18 protein-coding genes are annotated in these 13,886 nt (G+C 71.2%); 4 read left to right on the top strand and 14 right to left on the bottom strand.

The features are described 5' to 3' along the window. The first annotated feature begins 34 nt into the window (after positions 1-34). Positions 35-472: an Rrf2 family transcriptional regulator gene (locus HJG45_RS08025; RefSeq protein ID WP_171611569.1), complete on the top strand. Its 438-nt coding sequence runs from the start codon at positions 35-37 to the stop codon at positions 470-472. Positions 473-717: 245 nt separating this feature from the next. On the opposite strand, the gene HJG45_RS08020 is transcribed toward HJG45_RS08025, so the two are convergent. Continuing rightward, on the bottom strand, positions 718-1,008 hold the full coding sequence (locus HJG45_RS08020) for a 4a-hydroxytetrahydrobiopterin dehydratase (protein ID WP_171611568.1): 291 nt from the start codon (positions 1,006-1,008) through the stop codon (positions 718-720). A gap of 52 nt (positions 1,009-1,060) precedes the next feature. Between HJG45_RS08020 and HJG45_RS08015 the strand changes: the two genes are divergently transcribed. After that, complete coding sequence (locus tag HJG45_RS08015; RefSeq protein WP_171611567.1) at positions 1,061-1,468, top strand: metallopeptidase family protein; 408 nt, start codon at positions 1,061-1,063, stop codon at positions 1,466-1,468. Here HJG45_RS08015 and HJG45_RS08010 read toward each other — a convergent pair. The 7 genes from HJG45_RS08010 to HJG45_RS07980 all read right to left on the bottom strand — a co-directional run bounded on the left by HJG45_RS08010 (position 1,459) and on the right by HJG45_RS07980 (position 6,536). Further along, positions 1,459-2,301 (bottom strand): serine protease, encoded by an 843-nt coding sequence (locus tag HJG45_RS08010; RefSeq protein ID WP_171611566.1) that lies wholly within the window; start codon positions 2,299-2,301, stop codon positions 1,459-1,461. The genes HJG45_RS08015 and HJG45_RS08010 overlap by 10 nt on opposite strands. 329 nt (positions 2,302-2,630) lie before the next feature. Further along, on the bottom strand, positions 2,631-3,212 hold the full coding sequence (locus tag HJG45_RS08005; RefSeq protein ID WP_171611565.1) for a methyltransferase domain-containing protein: 582 nt from the start codon (positions 3,210-3,212) through the stop codon (positions 2,631-2,633). Between the two features lie 620 nt (positions 3,213-3,832). Continuing rightward, positions 3,833-4,336, bottom strand: coding sequence for a copper chaperone PCu(A)C (locus HJG45_RS08000; RefSeq protein ID WP_368040542.1), 504 nt, complete (start codon positions 4,334-4,336; stop codon positions 3,833-3,835). After that, the gene (locus HJG45_RS07995) at positions 4,333-4,851 is read right to left on the bottom strand and encodes a YcnI family protein (protein ID WP_171611564.1); all 519 of its coding nucleotides are present in this window, start codon (positions 4,849-4,851) and stop codon (positions 4,333-4,335) included. The genes HJG45_RS08000 and HJG45_RS07995 overlap by 4 nt, the downstream gene beginning before the upstream one ends. 76 nt (positions 4,852-4,927) lie before the next feature. Further along, positions 4,928-5,272 (bottom strand): hypothetical protein, encoded by a 345-nt coding sequence (locus HJG45_RS07990; RefSeq protein WP_171611563.1) that lies wholly within the window; start codon positions 5,270-5,272, stop codon positions 4,928-4,930. A gap of 86 nt (positions 5,273-5,358) precedes the next feature. After that, positions 5,359-5,895, bottom strand: coding sequence for an RNA 2',3'-cyclic phosphodiesterase (gene thpR / locus HJG45_RS07985; RefSeq protein WP_171611562.1), 537 nt, complete (start codon positions 5,893-5,895; stop codon positions 5,359-5,361). 29 nt (positions 5,896-5,924) lie between these two features. Beyond that, positions 5,925-6,536 (bottom strand): arylesterase, encoded by a 612-nt coding sequence (locus tag HJG45_RS07980; RefSeq protein ID WP_368040541.1) that lies wholly within the window; start codon positions 6,534-6,536, stop codon positions 5,925-5,927. Between the two features lie 76 nt (positions 6,537-6,612). Between HJG45_RS07980 and HJG45_RS07975 the strand changes: the two genes are divergently transcribed. Further along, a complete protein-coding gene (locus HJG45_RS07975) occupies positions 6,613-7,359 on the top strand; it encodes an ABC transporter ATP-binding protein (RefSeq protein WP_171611560.1) in 747 nt (248 codons plus the stop codon). 172 nt (positions 7,360-7,531) lie between these two features. After that, positions 7,532-7,690, top strand: a complete 159-nt coding sequence (locus HJG45_RS07970; protein WP_171611559.1) for a DUF6726 family protein — start codon at positions 7,532-7,534, stop codon at positions 7,688-7,690. Positions 7,691-7,747: 57 nt separating this feature from the next. Here HJG45_RS07970 and mltG read toward each other — a convergent pair whose 3' ends face one another. The 6 genes from mltG to HJG45_RS07940 form a co-directional block, all read right to left on the bottom strand. Then, positions 7,748-8,740, bottom strand: a complete 993-nt coding sequence (mltG, locus tag HJG45_RS07965; RefSeq protein WP_171611558.1) for an endolytic transglycosylase MltG — start codon at positions 8,738-8,740, stop codon at positions 7,748-7,750. 213 nt (positions 8,741-8,953) lie between these two features. Beyond that, on the bottom strand, positions 8,954-10,237 hold the full coding sequence (gene fabF / locus HJG45_RS07960) for a beta-ketoacyl-ACP synthase II (protein WP_368040540.1): 1,284 nt from the start codon (positions 10,235-10,237) through the stop codon (positions 8,954-8,956). Positions 10,238-10,275: 38 nt separating this feature from the next. Then, positions 10,276-10,515 (bottom strand): acyl carrier protein, encoded by a 240-nt coding sequence (locus HJG45_RS07955; protein WP_111469156.1) that lies wholly within the window; start codon positions 10,513-10,515, stop codon positions 10,276-10,278. 322 nt (positions 10,516-10,837) lie between these two features. After that, positions 10,838-11,083: a hypothetical protein gene (locus HJG45_RS07950; RefSeq protein ID WP_171611557.1), complete on the bottom strand. Its 246-nt coding sequence runs from the start codon at positions 11,081-11,083 to the stop codon at positions 10,838-10,840. A 127-nt stretch (positions 11,084-11,210) separates the two neighbouring features. Continuing rightward, complete coding sequence (locus HJG45_RS07945) at positions 11,211-12,455, bottom strand: Zn-dependent hydrolase (RefSeq protein WP_171611556.1); 1,245 nt, start codon at positions 12,453-12,455, stop codon at positions 11,211-11,213. Between the two features lie 116 nt (positions 12,456-12,571). Continuing rightward, positions 12,572-13,810, bottom strand: a complete 1,239-nt coding sequence (locus tag HJG45_RS07940) for an ABC transporter substrate-binding protein (protein ID WP_171611555.1) — start codon at positions 13,808-13,810, stop codon at positions 12,572-12,574. Positions 13,811-13,886: the final 76 nt, after the last annotated feature.

Here is a 13,886-nt window from a genome sequence, read left to right as displayed (position 1 = left end):
ACTGTCAATTGTCGCAAGTCATACATTCTTGGACATGATTGCAACACGCTTCTCCGTCGCTCTCCACATCCTGCTCCTCGTCGCCGACGAATCCGCCGGCGACTCGACCAGTGCGCGGCTGGCCTGGAGCATCGGCACGAATCCCGTGGTGGTGCGCCGCATCGCCGGCCAGTTGTCGCGGGCAGGGCTGATTTCCGTCCAGCGCGGCCCCGGCGGCGCTTCCCTGTCCCGCCCGGCCGCGCAGATCACGCTGCGCGATGTCTGGCGCGCCATCCATCCCGAAAAGGAAAAGCTGCTCGGCGTCCACCGGAAGACCAATGCGGAATGCACCATCGGGCGGCATGTCCCCGATCTGCTGCGCCAGCGCTTCGACCAGGCGGAGATGGCCCTGCTGAAGGATTTCGCCACCACCTCGATCGCCGATCTGGCCGAGACCATGCGGCGTGGGCCGCCGATGCGGGAAGCGATCTAGACGATGATCCGCTCACACTGGGTCACGGATCATGGTCCAGGCCGTTGCTTGATCGCGTGAGCCACGCTTTTCGGTGAGTCACCTCAAGCGATCACGCCCTAGCGTTCCGACCGCCACCTTCGCGGGACGTCTGGTGAAGGCGGCGGATCGGAGTCCTCTCTACAGCGGATTGCGTTCGAGATGGAACGCCGCTCCGCTGTGGCCTGTTGTTTTCAGGGTGGCGTCACGCCGTCCCGCGATCCGCTCTAGCCGGTCAGCGCATCGATCGCCCGCGCCAGCCGCAGGTCGCGCTCTGACAGCCCGCCCGCGTCATGCGTGCTGAGCAGGATCTCGACCCGGTTCCAAACATTCGACCATTCCGGGTGATGGTCCTGCGCCTCGGCCAGCAACGCCACCCGGCTCATGAAGCCCCAGGCCTCCGAGAAGTCGCGAAAGCGGAACTCGCGGCGGATGGCGTCCCGTCCCTCCGCCAGCCGCCAATGCGGCAGGCTCTCCGCCAATGCCGCCCGCGCCGTCGCATCCAGTCGCTCGACCATGCCCCGCCCCTTCCCGCTTGACGCCGCGCCCGGCGCGTCCTCCGGTGTCGGCATGCGCCATGGCACCCCGCCCAGTCTCGAGGACATCCTGGATATGGCGGAGACGGCGCTGGCCGCCATCCCCGCCGCCCTCCGCGCCCAGGTGCGCGACACCGCCATCGTCGTCGAGGAAGCCCCCGATGACGAGACGCTGACGGAGATGGGGATCGACAATCCCTGGGATCTGACCGGCCTCTATCGCGGCGTGCCGCTGACACAGAAAAGCGTGCTGGACGTGCCGCAATCGCCCGACACGATCCTGCTCTACCGCGAGCCCATCCTGCTGGAATGGATCGAAACCGGGGAGGACCTCTTCCGCCTCGTCCGCAACGTGCTGCTGCACGAGATCGGCCATCATTTCGGCCTGTCCGACGCCGATATCGCCCGGCTGGAAGGCGAGGGCGAGCCGGATCAGGGGTGACCCGCGCCCCGGTCCGGGACGATGCCCGGGGCCAGGGGTGACGCTGGCCCGGAACCGGACCCGCCCGCCCGCAGCGCTGCCGCCACGGGCGCCACCGAGACCGCCACGCCGACCGGTGCGTCCCCTGCTCCCATGGCCCCGACCCCGCCGGAGACCACGCCGGCCACGGCCCAGCCTCCATCGGCGCCGCGAGCCAGCAGCGGCGCGCCGCTCGCGCCGCGGGTGCCGGCGCAGTCATGCAGCAGCAGCGCCCCCGCCAGCACCGTTCCCGCTGGTGCCACCCCGAGCAGATGGCAGCCGGCATCGGCCAGCAGCACCTCCGGCCGGTCCTGCTGATAGCCGCCAAGCATTAGGGCCGCCTGGGCAGCCGGCGGGGCGGCGAGCAGCGGCAGGATGCGGTCCGGCGTGCCCAGCGGCGCATCCAGCGTCACCAGCGCCCAGTCGGCGCCGCGCGGCCCGCGCGATGCCGGCCGGAAGCCCGGCGCAACCTGCAGCGCGACGCCGCGGGCATGGCCGGCCTGCCGGCCCAGCTCATAGCCCAGGAGGAAATGCACGGTCCCCGGCTGCACCAGCGCCGCGGTGCGCGGCGCGACGAGGCAATGCGCCGCGGTCAGCACCGTCCGCGGGCCGATCAGGGCGCCGGAACAGCGTGGGCCGAGCTCGAGCTGCAGCCGCCCGAGGGCGCGCCAGGGGGTCTCGGCCAGGCTGACGGGCCGGCGGGGATCCGCGCTGCCGATGCCGGGCAGCGCCGGTCGGGCGGCGACCATGGCGGGCTGCGCCGGCGCCAGGCCGGGCCACAGCCCCAGCCCGGCGACCAGAAGCGATCGCCGCAAGACGCGGCCGCCCGCGAGCATGGCCCCGCCTCGCCGATCCCCCGCCCTGCCCGCCTTCCGATGCCGGCCCCGGTGGAGCGGAGCGCGCGCGACGACAGGAGGGGGATTAACCATCATGCGGTGCGGATAACCCGAACCGGTACGGAAGCGAAGGAAGATCGGGCCGCGGGGTGCGGCACGGGATGTGGTCAAGGGGAGCCGCCCCCCCGCGCCAATATCAGCCTGCCCCTCGCCTGGTGGTTGGCGAGGGACGATCCAACACCGCGATCGGCTCCTGGTGTCAGGGCGAAGCCGCGCCTCCGGGCATTTCCGTCTCTCGGCGGTCTGCCTTAACGCGGCAAGGCCGGCGCCGCGCTGACGCCCTGCCTCCGCTCCTCCATGACCGGGCTGCCGCCAACGGCGCGGAACAGGTCGTAGACATGGGTCGAGTCCGGGAAGTCCTTCCGCGCCGGCATGCCGCAGAGTTCCTGGTGCCGGAAGCCGGCGCCGAGGGTCGGCCGGGTCAGCGGATCGCTGCACCGCCCCTTGTTCCAGCCGAGGACGAGAACGCCGTCAGGGCGCATGACGCGCCGCAGGGCGGTGAAGGTGAGATCCTGGTCGTGATCGGCATCGACGCCGAAGCCGAGGACGCCATTCAGGAAGACGAGGTCGAAGTAACCCGGCGCGAAGAACTCGTCGGCATTGCGGACATCGCCGGTCTTGTGGTGCCGGGCGCCCCATTTCGCGTGGATCTGGTCGATCTCCAGGGTCCAGTACTCGCTGTCCTGGAACACCGCCTCATAGGGCTTGGTGTAGCTGCGGCAGCCGACGAACAGGATGCGGCCGCTCTCGAGCGGCAGGAGGCTGGGGAAGATGACGCCCGTCAGGTATTTCCGGTCCGGCTCTTGCGGAACAATGCGACGATCGAACATTGAAATAAGGGCAACATCCAGCGCGGGCGGCAGGGCTCGCCGAACAATGGGTGCCTTTCGGCCGACATATGCTAAGGCGCCCTGGACCTGTTGCCACATTGCGAGATGTTCCCGGATCATTATCGTCATTCTGTTTCGTGCATAAATCAGAATGACACAAGCTCAGAATGCAACAAAGCGAGAGCTATCATTCACTATTTTTGATTTTTGCGTCAACTATTCAATAACCAAACCAGAATTAACTATGGGTTGAATGCCTCGTTACGCAATTCTGGGCATCCTTGCTGGCACAGGGCGGAACCAAGGGCCGCCTGTTACGACGGCGCCGAGCGGAGCCTGAAACGGATCCCGGTGCCCGGATCAGCGGATGGCGTGTCGAGAGTGGTTGACCAACGAGCCGTGGGGCCGGCGCGGTCGGACTCGGGCCCCACCCATACGCTAAGCGCACCGGATCGGCAGGCCATGAAGACCGCGGCCGGCGCTCCGACGCCGACTGCCCTGGGACAAATGGAAGCGGGGCGTCGGGTGCATCGTCGCAGGGTGACGGATATGCCGGCCCGGATAGCCGCGCCGCTGGCGCCCGACCTGCCGCGGCAGGTCGAGACGCAGCGGCCCGGAGGTCAGTGCGCGTGCGCCGCCGGCCCGCGTGCCCCGGCCGGCAGGATGGCGAGCGTCACCGTCACCTCGCCCGCCCGCTCGAAGCGCAGCGTCACCGGGGCGGTCTGGCCCTGGATCAGCGGCGCCTTCAGCCCGATCAGCATCAGGTGGAAGCCACCGGGTTGCAGCGTGACGGTCTGGCCGGCGGGGATCTCCACCGCCTCCACCGGCCGCATGCGCAGGATGTCGCCCTCCCGCATATGGGTGTGGATCTCGGTGACCCGTGCGGCCGGGCTGCTGGCGCCCACCAGCCGGTCGGCCGCGCTGCCGTGGTTGGTGATGGTGAGGAAGCCGGCGCCGGTGCCGTTCTGGCCCGCGGCGCGGGTCCAGGGCGAGGCGATGTGCAGCTCGCCGGCCGTCTGCGCCCGGGCCGCCGGGGCCAGCGTCAGGACGGGCAGTGCCAGGACGGGCAGCGACAGGAGCAGGGTGGCGGCGAGCAGAGGCCGCCGCGAGGCCGGGCGCCTCACCGCGGCACCAGGCGGATGGCGGGCGCCGGCCGGGCGAGGTCGTGCGCGGATTGCCCGGCGGCGGGCGTCTCCACCCAGCGCTCGGCCTTGCCGCCCTCGCAGCCCTGCACCACCGGCAGGGTGAAGACGCCGTTCGGCTCGTTCGGCGCCTGCAGCAGGACGACGAACTCGTCATACTGGTCGTCGGGCAAGGGCCCACCCTCCCAGGTGATGCGCGAGACTTCCGTCTCCACCTCGGCCCCATGCGCGCCGCGCACCATCTCCGGCAGGCGCCGGCGCTCGATGTGCAGGCGCCAGCCGGGCTTGGGCATCGGCTTCGCCGAATAGACCCCCTCCGGCAGTTCGAGGCTGATGCGGGTGGTGGCCGCGCCGCCGCAGCCATGCGGCACGCGCAGCGCGGTGCGGACGAAGCTGCCGGCCGGTGCGGCGGCGGGGTCGACGGTGACATGGGCCCGGGCGGGCGTGAGAGCCGGCAGGACGCAGAGCGCGCCGGCTAGGGCGAGAGACAATCGCATCGGTTTCTCCTGAGGCGTCGCGGTTCGTGGGATCGCGCGCGCCCGGCCGGCCATCCGGCGCGGGCGGCGGCAGCGCTCAGGCGTTGGGCGGGCCGCGGGCCCTCTCCCGCGGCAGGGCCACCGGCGGCGGCCGGCGGGCCGGGGCGGCCGCGGCGACGAGGCCGAGGGCCATGGGAGGCGGCAGCGCCGCGCCAGGCACGGGCAGCGCCGGGCAGAGGATCAGGCAGGCATCGCAATGCGCCGCCATCGGCAGGGCCGGTGCCGTCGGGTCGGGGATGTGCCGCGGCCCGCCCGCGGCCGAGCAGATGGGCAGGGCCGCCGCCGGCACCGCCTGCCAGGGCCCGGCCCATCCCCGCAGCGGGGCGAGCAGCAGGGCCAGCGCGAGCAGGACCCGCGATGTGGCCCTGGAGCAGATCGCCACGGGGCGGACACGCCCGGAGGCGTGGATCGGCTCCGCAAACAACGAGATAGAACGCATTCCGCCGTTCCGGTCAGGATGGATGCGCTCTAGGCCAGCTCATACTCCACTTCCGGGACATAAACCGCCGCATCCTTGCCCAGGCGGGAGGAATACAAGGTGAAATGCTCAACCGCCACGGGTGGGGCGCGGAACAGGTTATGCGCTTGCACGAAGGTGATCAGCTTCTCCGGCGCCGCCCGCTCGGTGCGGGCCAGGGTGACATGCGGCGCGAATCGCTTGCGCTCCGGCTGCAGCCCGATGCGCTGCAGGGCGGTCTCCACCTTGGTCTGCAGGAAGCCGAGCTGCTCGGTCTTCTCGACCCCGACCCAAAGGGTGCTGATGCGCCCGCCCTTCTCGAAGATGCCGACGCCGCGCAGCGAGAGCTCGAAGGGCCGGGCACGGATATTGGCCAGGGCGTCGTCCACCTCCTGGGCCTGCCAGCCCTCGACCTCGCCGATGAAGCGCAGGGTGAGATGGTAATTCTCGGGGGGCACCCACCTGGCCCCCGGGATGCCGCCGGCGAGCATGGCGAGCTGGGTCTTGATGGCGGCCGGCAGGGCCAGGGCGACGAAGAGGCGAATCATCGGCTCTGTCTCCTCATCAATCGGGCTCCTCATTGATCGGGCGGAGGCGCGGCCCGGTCCAGCAGGGACTCGACGGCAGGCAGGATGCGCCGGACGATCTCCGCCACCCCCTTCGCATTCGGATGGATGCCGTCCGGCTGGTTCAGCCCGGCATCGCCCGCCACGCCGTCGAGGAAGAATGGATAGAAAATTGTGTCCGGATATTCTCTCGCCAGCCCTGAATAGACCGCCGCGAACTCGCGGCCATAGGGGGCGCCGAGATTGGGCGGGGCCAGCATCCCCGCCAGCAGCACCGGGATGTTGCGGGCCTTGAGCCGGTCCAGGATGGCGGCGAGGTTGTCGCGGCTCGCCGCCGGCGGCAGGGCCCGCAACCCGTCATTGCCACCGAGCTCGACGATCGCCGCCTGCGGCCGCTCCGCGAGGGACCAGTCGAGCCGCGCCAGGCCACCGGCCGTGGTATCGCCCGAGACGCCGGCATTCACCACCTGCACCGCACGCCCTCGTGCGGCGAGCGCCGCCTGGAGCTGCGGCACGAAGCCCTGGTCCTGCGGCAGGCCGTAGCCGGCGGCCAGGCTGTCGCCGAGCACGAGCAGGTGCGGCGCCTGCCCCGCCGCCACCGTCCGGCGGGGGCGGCGAAACACTCCGAAACCGGCCAGGGCTGTTCCCAGGAGGATACGGCGGCCATATCCAGCGGCACCCCGGAAACCCCTCGGCGCCATGGATGCCATCGCAAACAACTCCCGATCCCTGACCGAACCCGACGACTCCGCACCGCTCATCGCCGCCAGGGATCTGCGATTCAGGGTGGCGGGGGCGGCGGGCGAGGTCAACATTCTCCGCGGCCTGGCACTGACCGTCCGGCGCGGCGAGGCTCTCGGCCTCGTCGGTCCCTCCGGCTCGGGCAAGACCTCGCTGCTCATGCTGCTGGCCGGGCTGGAACGGCCGAGCGGCGGCGCGCTCACCGTCGCCGGCCAGGATCTCGCCCGCATGGACGAGGATGCGCTGGCCCGTTTCCGCCGCAGCCATGTCGGCATCGTCTTCCAGGCCTTCCACCTCATCCCGACCATGACGGCGCTCGAGAATGTCGCGGTGCCGCTGGAATTCGCCGGCCGGGGCGATGCCTTCGACCGCGCCGCGGCGGCGCTCGGGGCGGTCGGGCTCGGCCATCGCCTCGGGCATTATCCCGGCCAGCTCTCGGGCGGCGAGCAGCAGCGCGTCGCCCTCGCCCGCGCCACGGTGGCCGAGCCGCCGCTGCTGCTGGCCGACGAGCCGACCGGCAATCTCGACCGCGCGACGGGCGGGCAGATCATCGACCTGCTCTTCGGGCTGCGGGAGCGGCTCGGCACGACGCTGCTGCTGATCACCCACGACCCGGCGCTCGCCGCGCGCTGCAGCCGCGTGGTGCGCATGGAGGATGGGAGGATCGTCGAGGATGCGGCCAGCCGAACGTCCGGGACGCCGTGACGTTCTCCCGCCGATGCGCCGGCCGCCCGCGCGGCGGCCGGCGCCTGCCCAGAGCGTGATCGCTTGAGGTGGACGCACCGAAAAGCGTGAATCATGTGATCAAACAACCGCCTGGACCATGATCCGCGACCCTGTGTGAGCGGATCATGGTCCAGGATGAAGGAGTGACGCGATGCGATTGGCCCTGCTGCTGCTGGCCGCCCTCAGCCTCTCGGGCTGCGGGCTGCTGGCCCTGCCCTTCCGGGTGACGGGCGACGTGATCCAGGTGGTGCCGGTGGTCGGCAAGCCGCTCGGCGCGCCGGTGCACGCCATCGGCGACGCGATCGACTGAGATCGGCAGGATCAACCCATGCCCCACGAGGCGGCCCGGCGGCCTCGTGGGAAGCGATCAGCGTCCCACCTCCGCCTTGTCGCCGCGGCGCCGCTCGATGTCTCGCCAGCGCGCCACGTTGCGGTTGTGCTCGTCCAGCGTGCGGGCGAAGGCATGGCCGCCGCTGCCATCGGCGACGAAGTAGAGATCGTCGCTCGCCATCGGCTGCGTCACCGCCCGCAGCGAGGCGATGCCGGGCGAGGCGATGGGGGCCGGCGGCAGGCCGCGGTTGCGATAGGTGTTGAAGGGATGGTCGCGCTCCAGATCGGCGCGCGACAGCGGCCGGTCAAGCACGCCGCCATCCGTCGCGGCATAGGCGACGGTCGGGTCGGATTGCAGCGGCATGCCACGCTTCAGCCGGTTGAGGAAGACGGCGGCGACATGCGGCCGCTCCGCCGGCACCGAGGTCTCGCGCTCGACGATGGAGGCCAGCACCAGCGCCTCGCGCGGGCTCGCCAGCGGCAGGCCTTCGGCGCGCTCCGCCCAGGCCTTCTTCAGCACCTGCGTCATCGCACCTTGCGCCCGGCGCAGCAGGGCGCCGCGGTCGTCGCCCCATTGATAGGCGTAGGTCTCCGGCAGCACGCTGCCTTCCTCGGGCGCGTTGATCTCGCCGGTCATGCCCGCCGCGTCGCGCACCAGCGCGGCGATCTGCCGCGCCGTCAGACCTTCCGGAATGGTCAGCCGGTGCTGCACCGGCTTCGCGCTGCGCAGCACGGCCAGCACCTGCTCGAGCGAGGCCCCGGCCGGGAAGGCGAATTCGGCGGCGTGCAGCGGCCCCTGGCCGCGCGTCGCCCAGGCGGCCGCGGTGAAGCTGCGGCCATCGGCGATGACGCCGGCCTTCAGCAGCGAGGCGGCGATGGCCTCGGTGCCGCCGCGCTGCACAACGACATTGGTGGGTTCGGCGAGCGGGCCGGGGGCGTGATAGAGGCGCAGCGCCTGCCAGGCGCCGGCGCCACCGAGCAGCGCGAGCACCACGAAGCCGAGGCCGAGGCGGCGTAGCCAGCGCCTCATCGGGCACCTTCCGCCGCGCGGATCGGCCGGTCGTTCAGGACGATGATCATCACCCCATGAACGCCCGGATGCCGGCATCGGCTCCATGACAAGGTGCCACGGCGCGAGAGTTGACGCATGCTGCGAGGCAGTCCGGGCTGCATTCTCGCATATGGAGAAATGCCCCGGTCCGCCCGGAAGCGGTGCCGGCCGCCGGCGGCCGGCGCCGCAACCTCAGGGTGCGCCGCGGAAGACGATGCTGGCGTTGGTGCCGCCGAAGCCGAAGCTGTTGGACAGCGCGACCTCGATGCGGCGGGGCTGGGCCTGCTTCGCGACCCGGTCGATGGCGCTCTCGCGCGACGGGTTCTCGAGGTTCAGGGTCGGCGGCGCGACATCGTCGCGGATGGCGAGCACCGAGAAGATGCCCTCCACCGCCCCGGCGGCGCCGAGCAGGTGGCCGACCGCCGACTTGGTCGAGGACATGGCGAGCTTGCCGGCATCGCCGCCCCAGAGCCGCTCCACCGCGCCGAGCTCGAGATCGTCGCCGAGCGGCGTCGAGGTGCCATGGGCGTTGACGTACTGCACCTCGGCCGGCGCCACGCCGGCGCTCTTCAGCGCCGCGCGCATCGAGCGGAAGGCGCCGTCGCCGGTATCGGAGGGGGCGGTGATGTGGTGCGCATCGCCCGACATGCCGTAGCCGATCACCTCGCCATAGATCCTGGCACCCCGGCGCTTCGCGTGCTCGAGCTCCTCGAGCACCATCACGCCCGCACCCTCGCCCATGACGAAGCCGTCGCGGCCCTCGTCCCAGGGACGCGAGGCCTGCTGCGGCGTGTCGTTATAGCCGGTGGAGAGGGCGCGCGAGGCGCAGAAGCCGGCCATGCCGAGCTCGCTGATCGCCGCCTCGGCGCCGCCGGCCACCATGACATCGGCATCGCCGAGGGCGATCAGCCGCGCCGCGTCGCCGAGCGCATGCACGCCGGTCGCGCAGGCCGTCACCGCCGAGTGGTTCGGTCCCTTGAAGCCGTATTTGATCGAGACATGGCCGGAGGCCAGGTTGATCAGCGCGCTCGGGATGAAGAAGGGCGAGAGGCGCTTCGTCCGGCCCGAGGCGACGGTGAGCGAGGCCTCGTAGATGGTCTGCAGCCCGCCGATGCCGGAGCCGATCATGACGCCGGTGGCGCAGCGGCCTTCCTCGTCCTCGGGCTTCCAGCCGGAATCCTCGACCGCTTCCGTCGCCGCCACGATGGCGAGCTGGATGAAGCGGTCCATCTTCTTCTGGTCCTTGACCGGGATCCATTCGGCGAGGTCGAGCCCGCCGCCTTCCCGGGTGCCGGACGGCACCTGGCCGGCGATCTTCGCCGGCAGGTCCTTGGTGTCGAAGGACTGGATAGCCGAAATGCCGCTTTCGCCCGCGATCAGCCGCTTCCAGACATGCTCCACGCCGAGTCCCAGCGGGCAGACCATGCCCATGCCGGTGACGACGACACGCCGCGGCGCGGCTCCGTTCGCGAACACGCTTGGCCTCTCCGTCCCTGTTCAGCCCTAAGCCCTAATCAGGCCGCCTTCTGGCTGTCGATATAGGCGATCGCCTCCTTGACGGTCGTGATCTTCTCGGCCGCGTCGTCGGGGATCTCCACGCCGAAGGCTTCCTCGAAGGCCATGACCAGCTCGACCGTGTCGAGGCTGTCCGCCCCCAGGTCGTCGATGAAGGAGGCATCCTCGGTGACCTTGGCCTCTTCGACGCCGAGGTGCTCGACAACGATCTTCTTAACCTTCTCGGCGGTATCGCTCATCGCCTGGTGCTCCTGATGGCGCGTGACTGGGCCCCGGCAGCGCCCGGACAGGGCACTCCTTAAGAGGCGGGGGGCTTAACACGGAACCCTGAGCGGGCCTAGGCGGTGTTTGCAGGGCTGGCAAGCCCTGACGGCGCGGCTCGCGAGCTTCGGAGGCCCCGTCGGACGGCCCCTATATCGAGCGCAGGAGGGTTTCGCCGTCCTGCCCCCTGGACGCCGGGCGCCGCTTCCGGCGGCTTGGCCTCGCCGCATTTGCGGCGGCGCCCATTCGGGTGCCCAGCCGGCGGTGCCGGCGGCAGGTCGGAACCTCGTGCAGCCGGGATCAACGCGGCGGGGGCACCACCGCCAGGGCCAGCCGCGCCAGCCCCATCATCGCCTCGATCGCCGCGCCCGGCGTGGCAAGGCAGGCGAGCGAGGCGAGCAGCGCCACATGCAGATCGCCTCCCTGGATCAGCACCGCCGGCGGCGCCGCGAGCGCGGCGGCGCCGAGGAGCCACCAGGGTCCTTCGGGCCAGGGCCCCCGGCAGGGCCGGGGCCGGGCAATCCGGGGCCTGTCGACACGTGCCATCAGCCGCCTCGCCGTCCGAAGGGTGATAGCGGCCGAGCCTAACCCAGGTTGCCTCGCCGATACCCGCACAATCGCGCCGCGACGCGATATCCCGCCCCTGCCCCTGGGAGGGGGGAGGCCGGGGGCGTCAGAGCGCCCGGTTGGCGCGGGCCAGCACCGCCTCGAACAGCACTTGGCAGCCGGCCTCGGCCTCCTCCGGCTCGATGCTCTCCGCCTCGTTGTGGCTGAGGCCGTCCTTGCAGGGGGTGAAGATCATCGCCGTCGGCACGCTGCGCGCGACATAGACCGCGTCATGCCCGGCGCCCGAGACGATCTCCCGCGCCGGCAGGCCGAGCTTCGCCGCCGCCTGGCGGACGAGATCGACGCAGCCGGCATCGAAGGGCTGCAGCGGGAAGCGGAACAGCTCGGTCAGCTCCAGCGGCAGGCCGCAGTCGCGGGCGATGAAGCCGGCCTCGCGCGGGAATTGCGCCGCCAGCCGCTCGATCTCGGCGGTGTCGGGGTGGCGGAACTCGACGCTGAAGCGCACCTCGCCGGGCACCACGTTGCGGCTGTTGGGGAGCACCTGCAGGAAGCCCACCGTGCCGCGCCCATCCTCGCCGCGGGCGCGCATCATGCGGTCGACGAGGTCGATGATGCGGGCGGCGCAGACCAGCGCGTCCTTGCGGGCGGCGGGCGGGGTGGTGCCGGCATGCGCGTCCTGGCCGAGGATGCGGGCATCCCACCAGACCTGCGCCTGGGCGCCGGTGACGATGCCGATCCGCTTGCCCTCCTGCTCCAGGATCGGGCCCTGCTCGATATGCAGCTCGAAATAGGCATCGGCCGGGAAGGGCCTGGCCGGCGCCTCGCCCTTGTAGCCGATGGCGGTCAGCGCCTGCTCGACGCTCACCCCGTCCACGTCCTGCAGCCCATAGACCTTGTCCAGCGGATAGACCCCGGCCCAGGCGCCGCTGCCCATCAGCGAATGGCCGAAGCGGCTGCCCTCCTCGTCGGTCCAGTTCACCAGCTCGATCGGCGCCTCGGTCTGGAGGTTGAGGTCGTTCAGGCTGCGCATCACCTCGAGCCCGGCGATGACGCCGAGCGCGCCGTCGAACTTGCCGCCCGAGGGCTGGCTGTCGAGATGGCTGCCCATCAGCACCGGCAGGCGGTTGGGGTCGCGCCCCTCGCGCCGGGCGAACATGTTGCCGATCGCATCCACCCGCACCGTGAGCCCTAGCGCCTCGCACCAGGTGCGGAAGCGGTCGCGGCCGGCCTTGTCCACCTCGGTCAGGGTCAGCCGCCGGACACCGCCCTTCGGCGTGGCGCCGATCTCGGCCATGCTCATCAGGCTGTCCCACAGCCGCTTGCCGTCGATGCGCTGGTTGGTGCCGCTCATGCTGCCCTGCCCCTTCCGATTGGCCGCGGTCTAGGCAATTCCCGGGCCGTTGTGCAGCGCGAAAATCCGCGGCAGCCTGGGTACCGGGCCGGGGTTGCGCCCGGCCGCGGCGGCGCTCAGGCCCTGGTCAGCGGGCAGCCGCCCTGCGCCAGCGGCCGGAAGGCCTCCTCCGCTGGGGTGGTCTGCAGCAGCCGGTAATAGTCGAAGGGCCCCTTCGATTCCTCCGGCGCCTTCACCTCGAACAGATAGGCCGGATGCAGCTTGCGCCCGTCCTCGCGGATCCGGCCGGGGCCGAAGGCGTCGTCATCCGTCGGCAGCGCCTTCATGCGGGCGACCGCCGCGGCGCCGCTGGCCCTGGCCGCCGGCACGCCCATCTCCTGCACCGCTTTCAGGTAGTGCAAGGTCGCGGCATAGGTGCCGGCATGGGTGCTGGCGATGCCGGGGTTGGGCCCGACCAGCCGGCGCAGCCGCGCGGTGAAGGCCCGGCTGCGGTCGTTGAGGTCCCAGTAGAAGCTCTCGGTCACGATCAGCCCCTGCGCCGTGCGCAGGCCGAGCGAATGTACCTCGGTGATGAAGAGCAGAAGCGAGGCGAGCTTCATGCCGCGCCGCGTCAGCCCGAACTCCGCCGCCTGCTTGACGCAGTTGGTGGTATCGGCGCCGGCATTGGCCAGGCCGATGACCTTGGCGTTGCTCGCCTGCGCCTGCAACAGGAAGGAGGAGAAGTCCTGCGTCCCCGGAAAGGGCGTGCGGACGCTGCCGAGCACCCGGCCGCCGGCGGCCTTGATGAAGCCGGTCGTGTCGCGCTCGAGCGCATGGCCGAAGGCGTAGTCGGCGGTGATGAAGTACCAGCTGTCGCCGCCCGCCCGCACCGTGGCGCCGCCGACCGAATTGGCCAGCATCCAGGTGTCGTAGGTCCAGTGGACCATGTTGGGCGAGCAGCCCTTGCCCGTCATGTCCGAGCTGGCGGCGGAGCTGTTGAGGTGGACCTTGTTCTTCTCCCGCACCAGGTCGTTGACCGCGAGGGCGACGGAGGAGGTGGCGACGTCGACGAGGCAATCGACGCCGTCGCGGTCGAACCACTGCCGGGCGATGCCGACGCCGACATCCGGCTTGTTCTGGTGGTCCGCGGCCAGCAGCTCGACCTCGAAGCCGCGCGGGCCGAAATCCTGGATCGCCTGCCGCACCGCGGCGACCGAGACCTGGCCGGTGACGTCGCGATAGGTGCCGGACATGTCGACCGGCACGCCGAGCCGGATGGTGTTCTGCGCCTGCGCCCGGGCGCTGCGCCAGGGCAGGCCGGCGAGCGGCGCGGCCGCGGCCGCCCTCACGACGGCCCGGCGATCGAGTTCGGTCATTGTCCTTGCCTCCCCGTGGCGGCGTCTTCGCTGCCGCTTGCGGGGGAATGCTACCGGGACGGATCGCCGCAAGGCG

This window comes from Roseicella sp. DB1501 (assembly GCF_013112485.1).
Taxonomy (GTDB): Bacteria; Pseudomonadota; Alphaproteobacteria; order Acetobacterales; family Acetobacteraceae; genus Paracraurococcus.
Note: the sequence above shows the minus strand (reverse complement) of the source record. Positions and strands in the feature narration are given on the sequence as shown.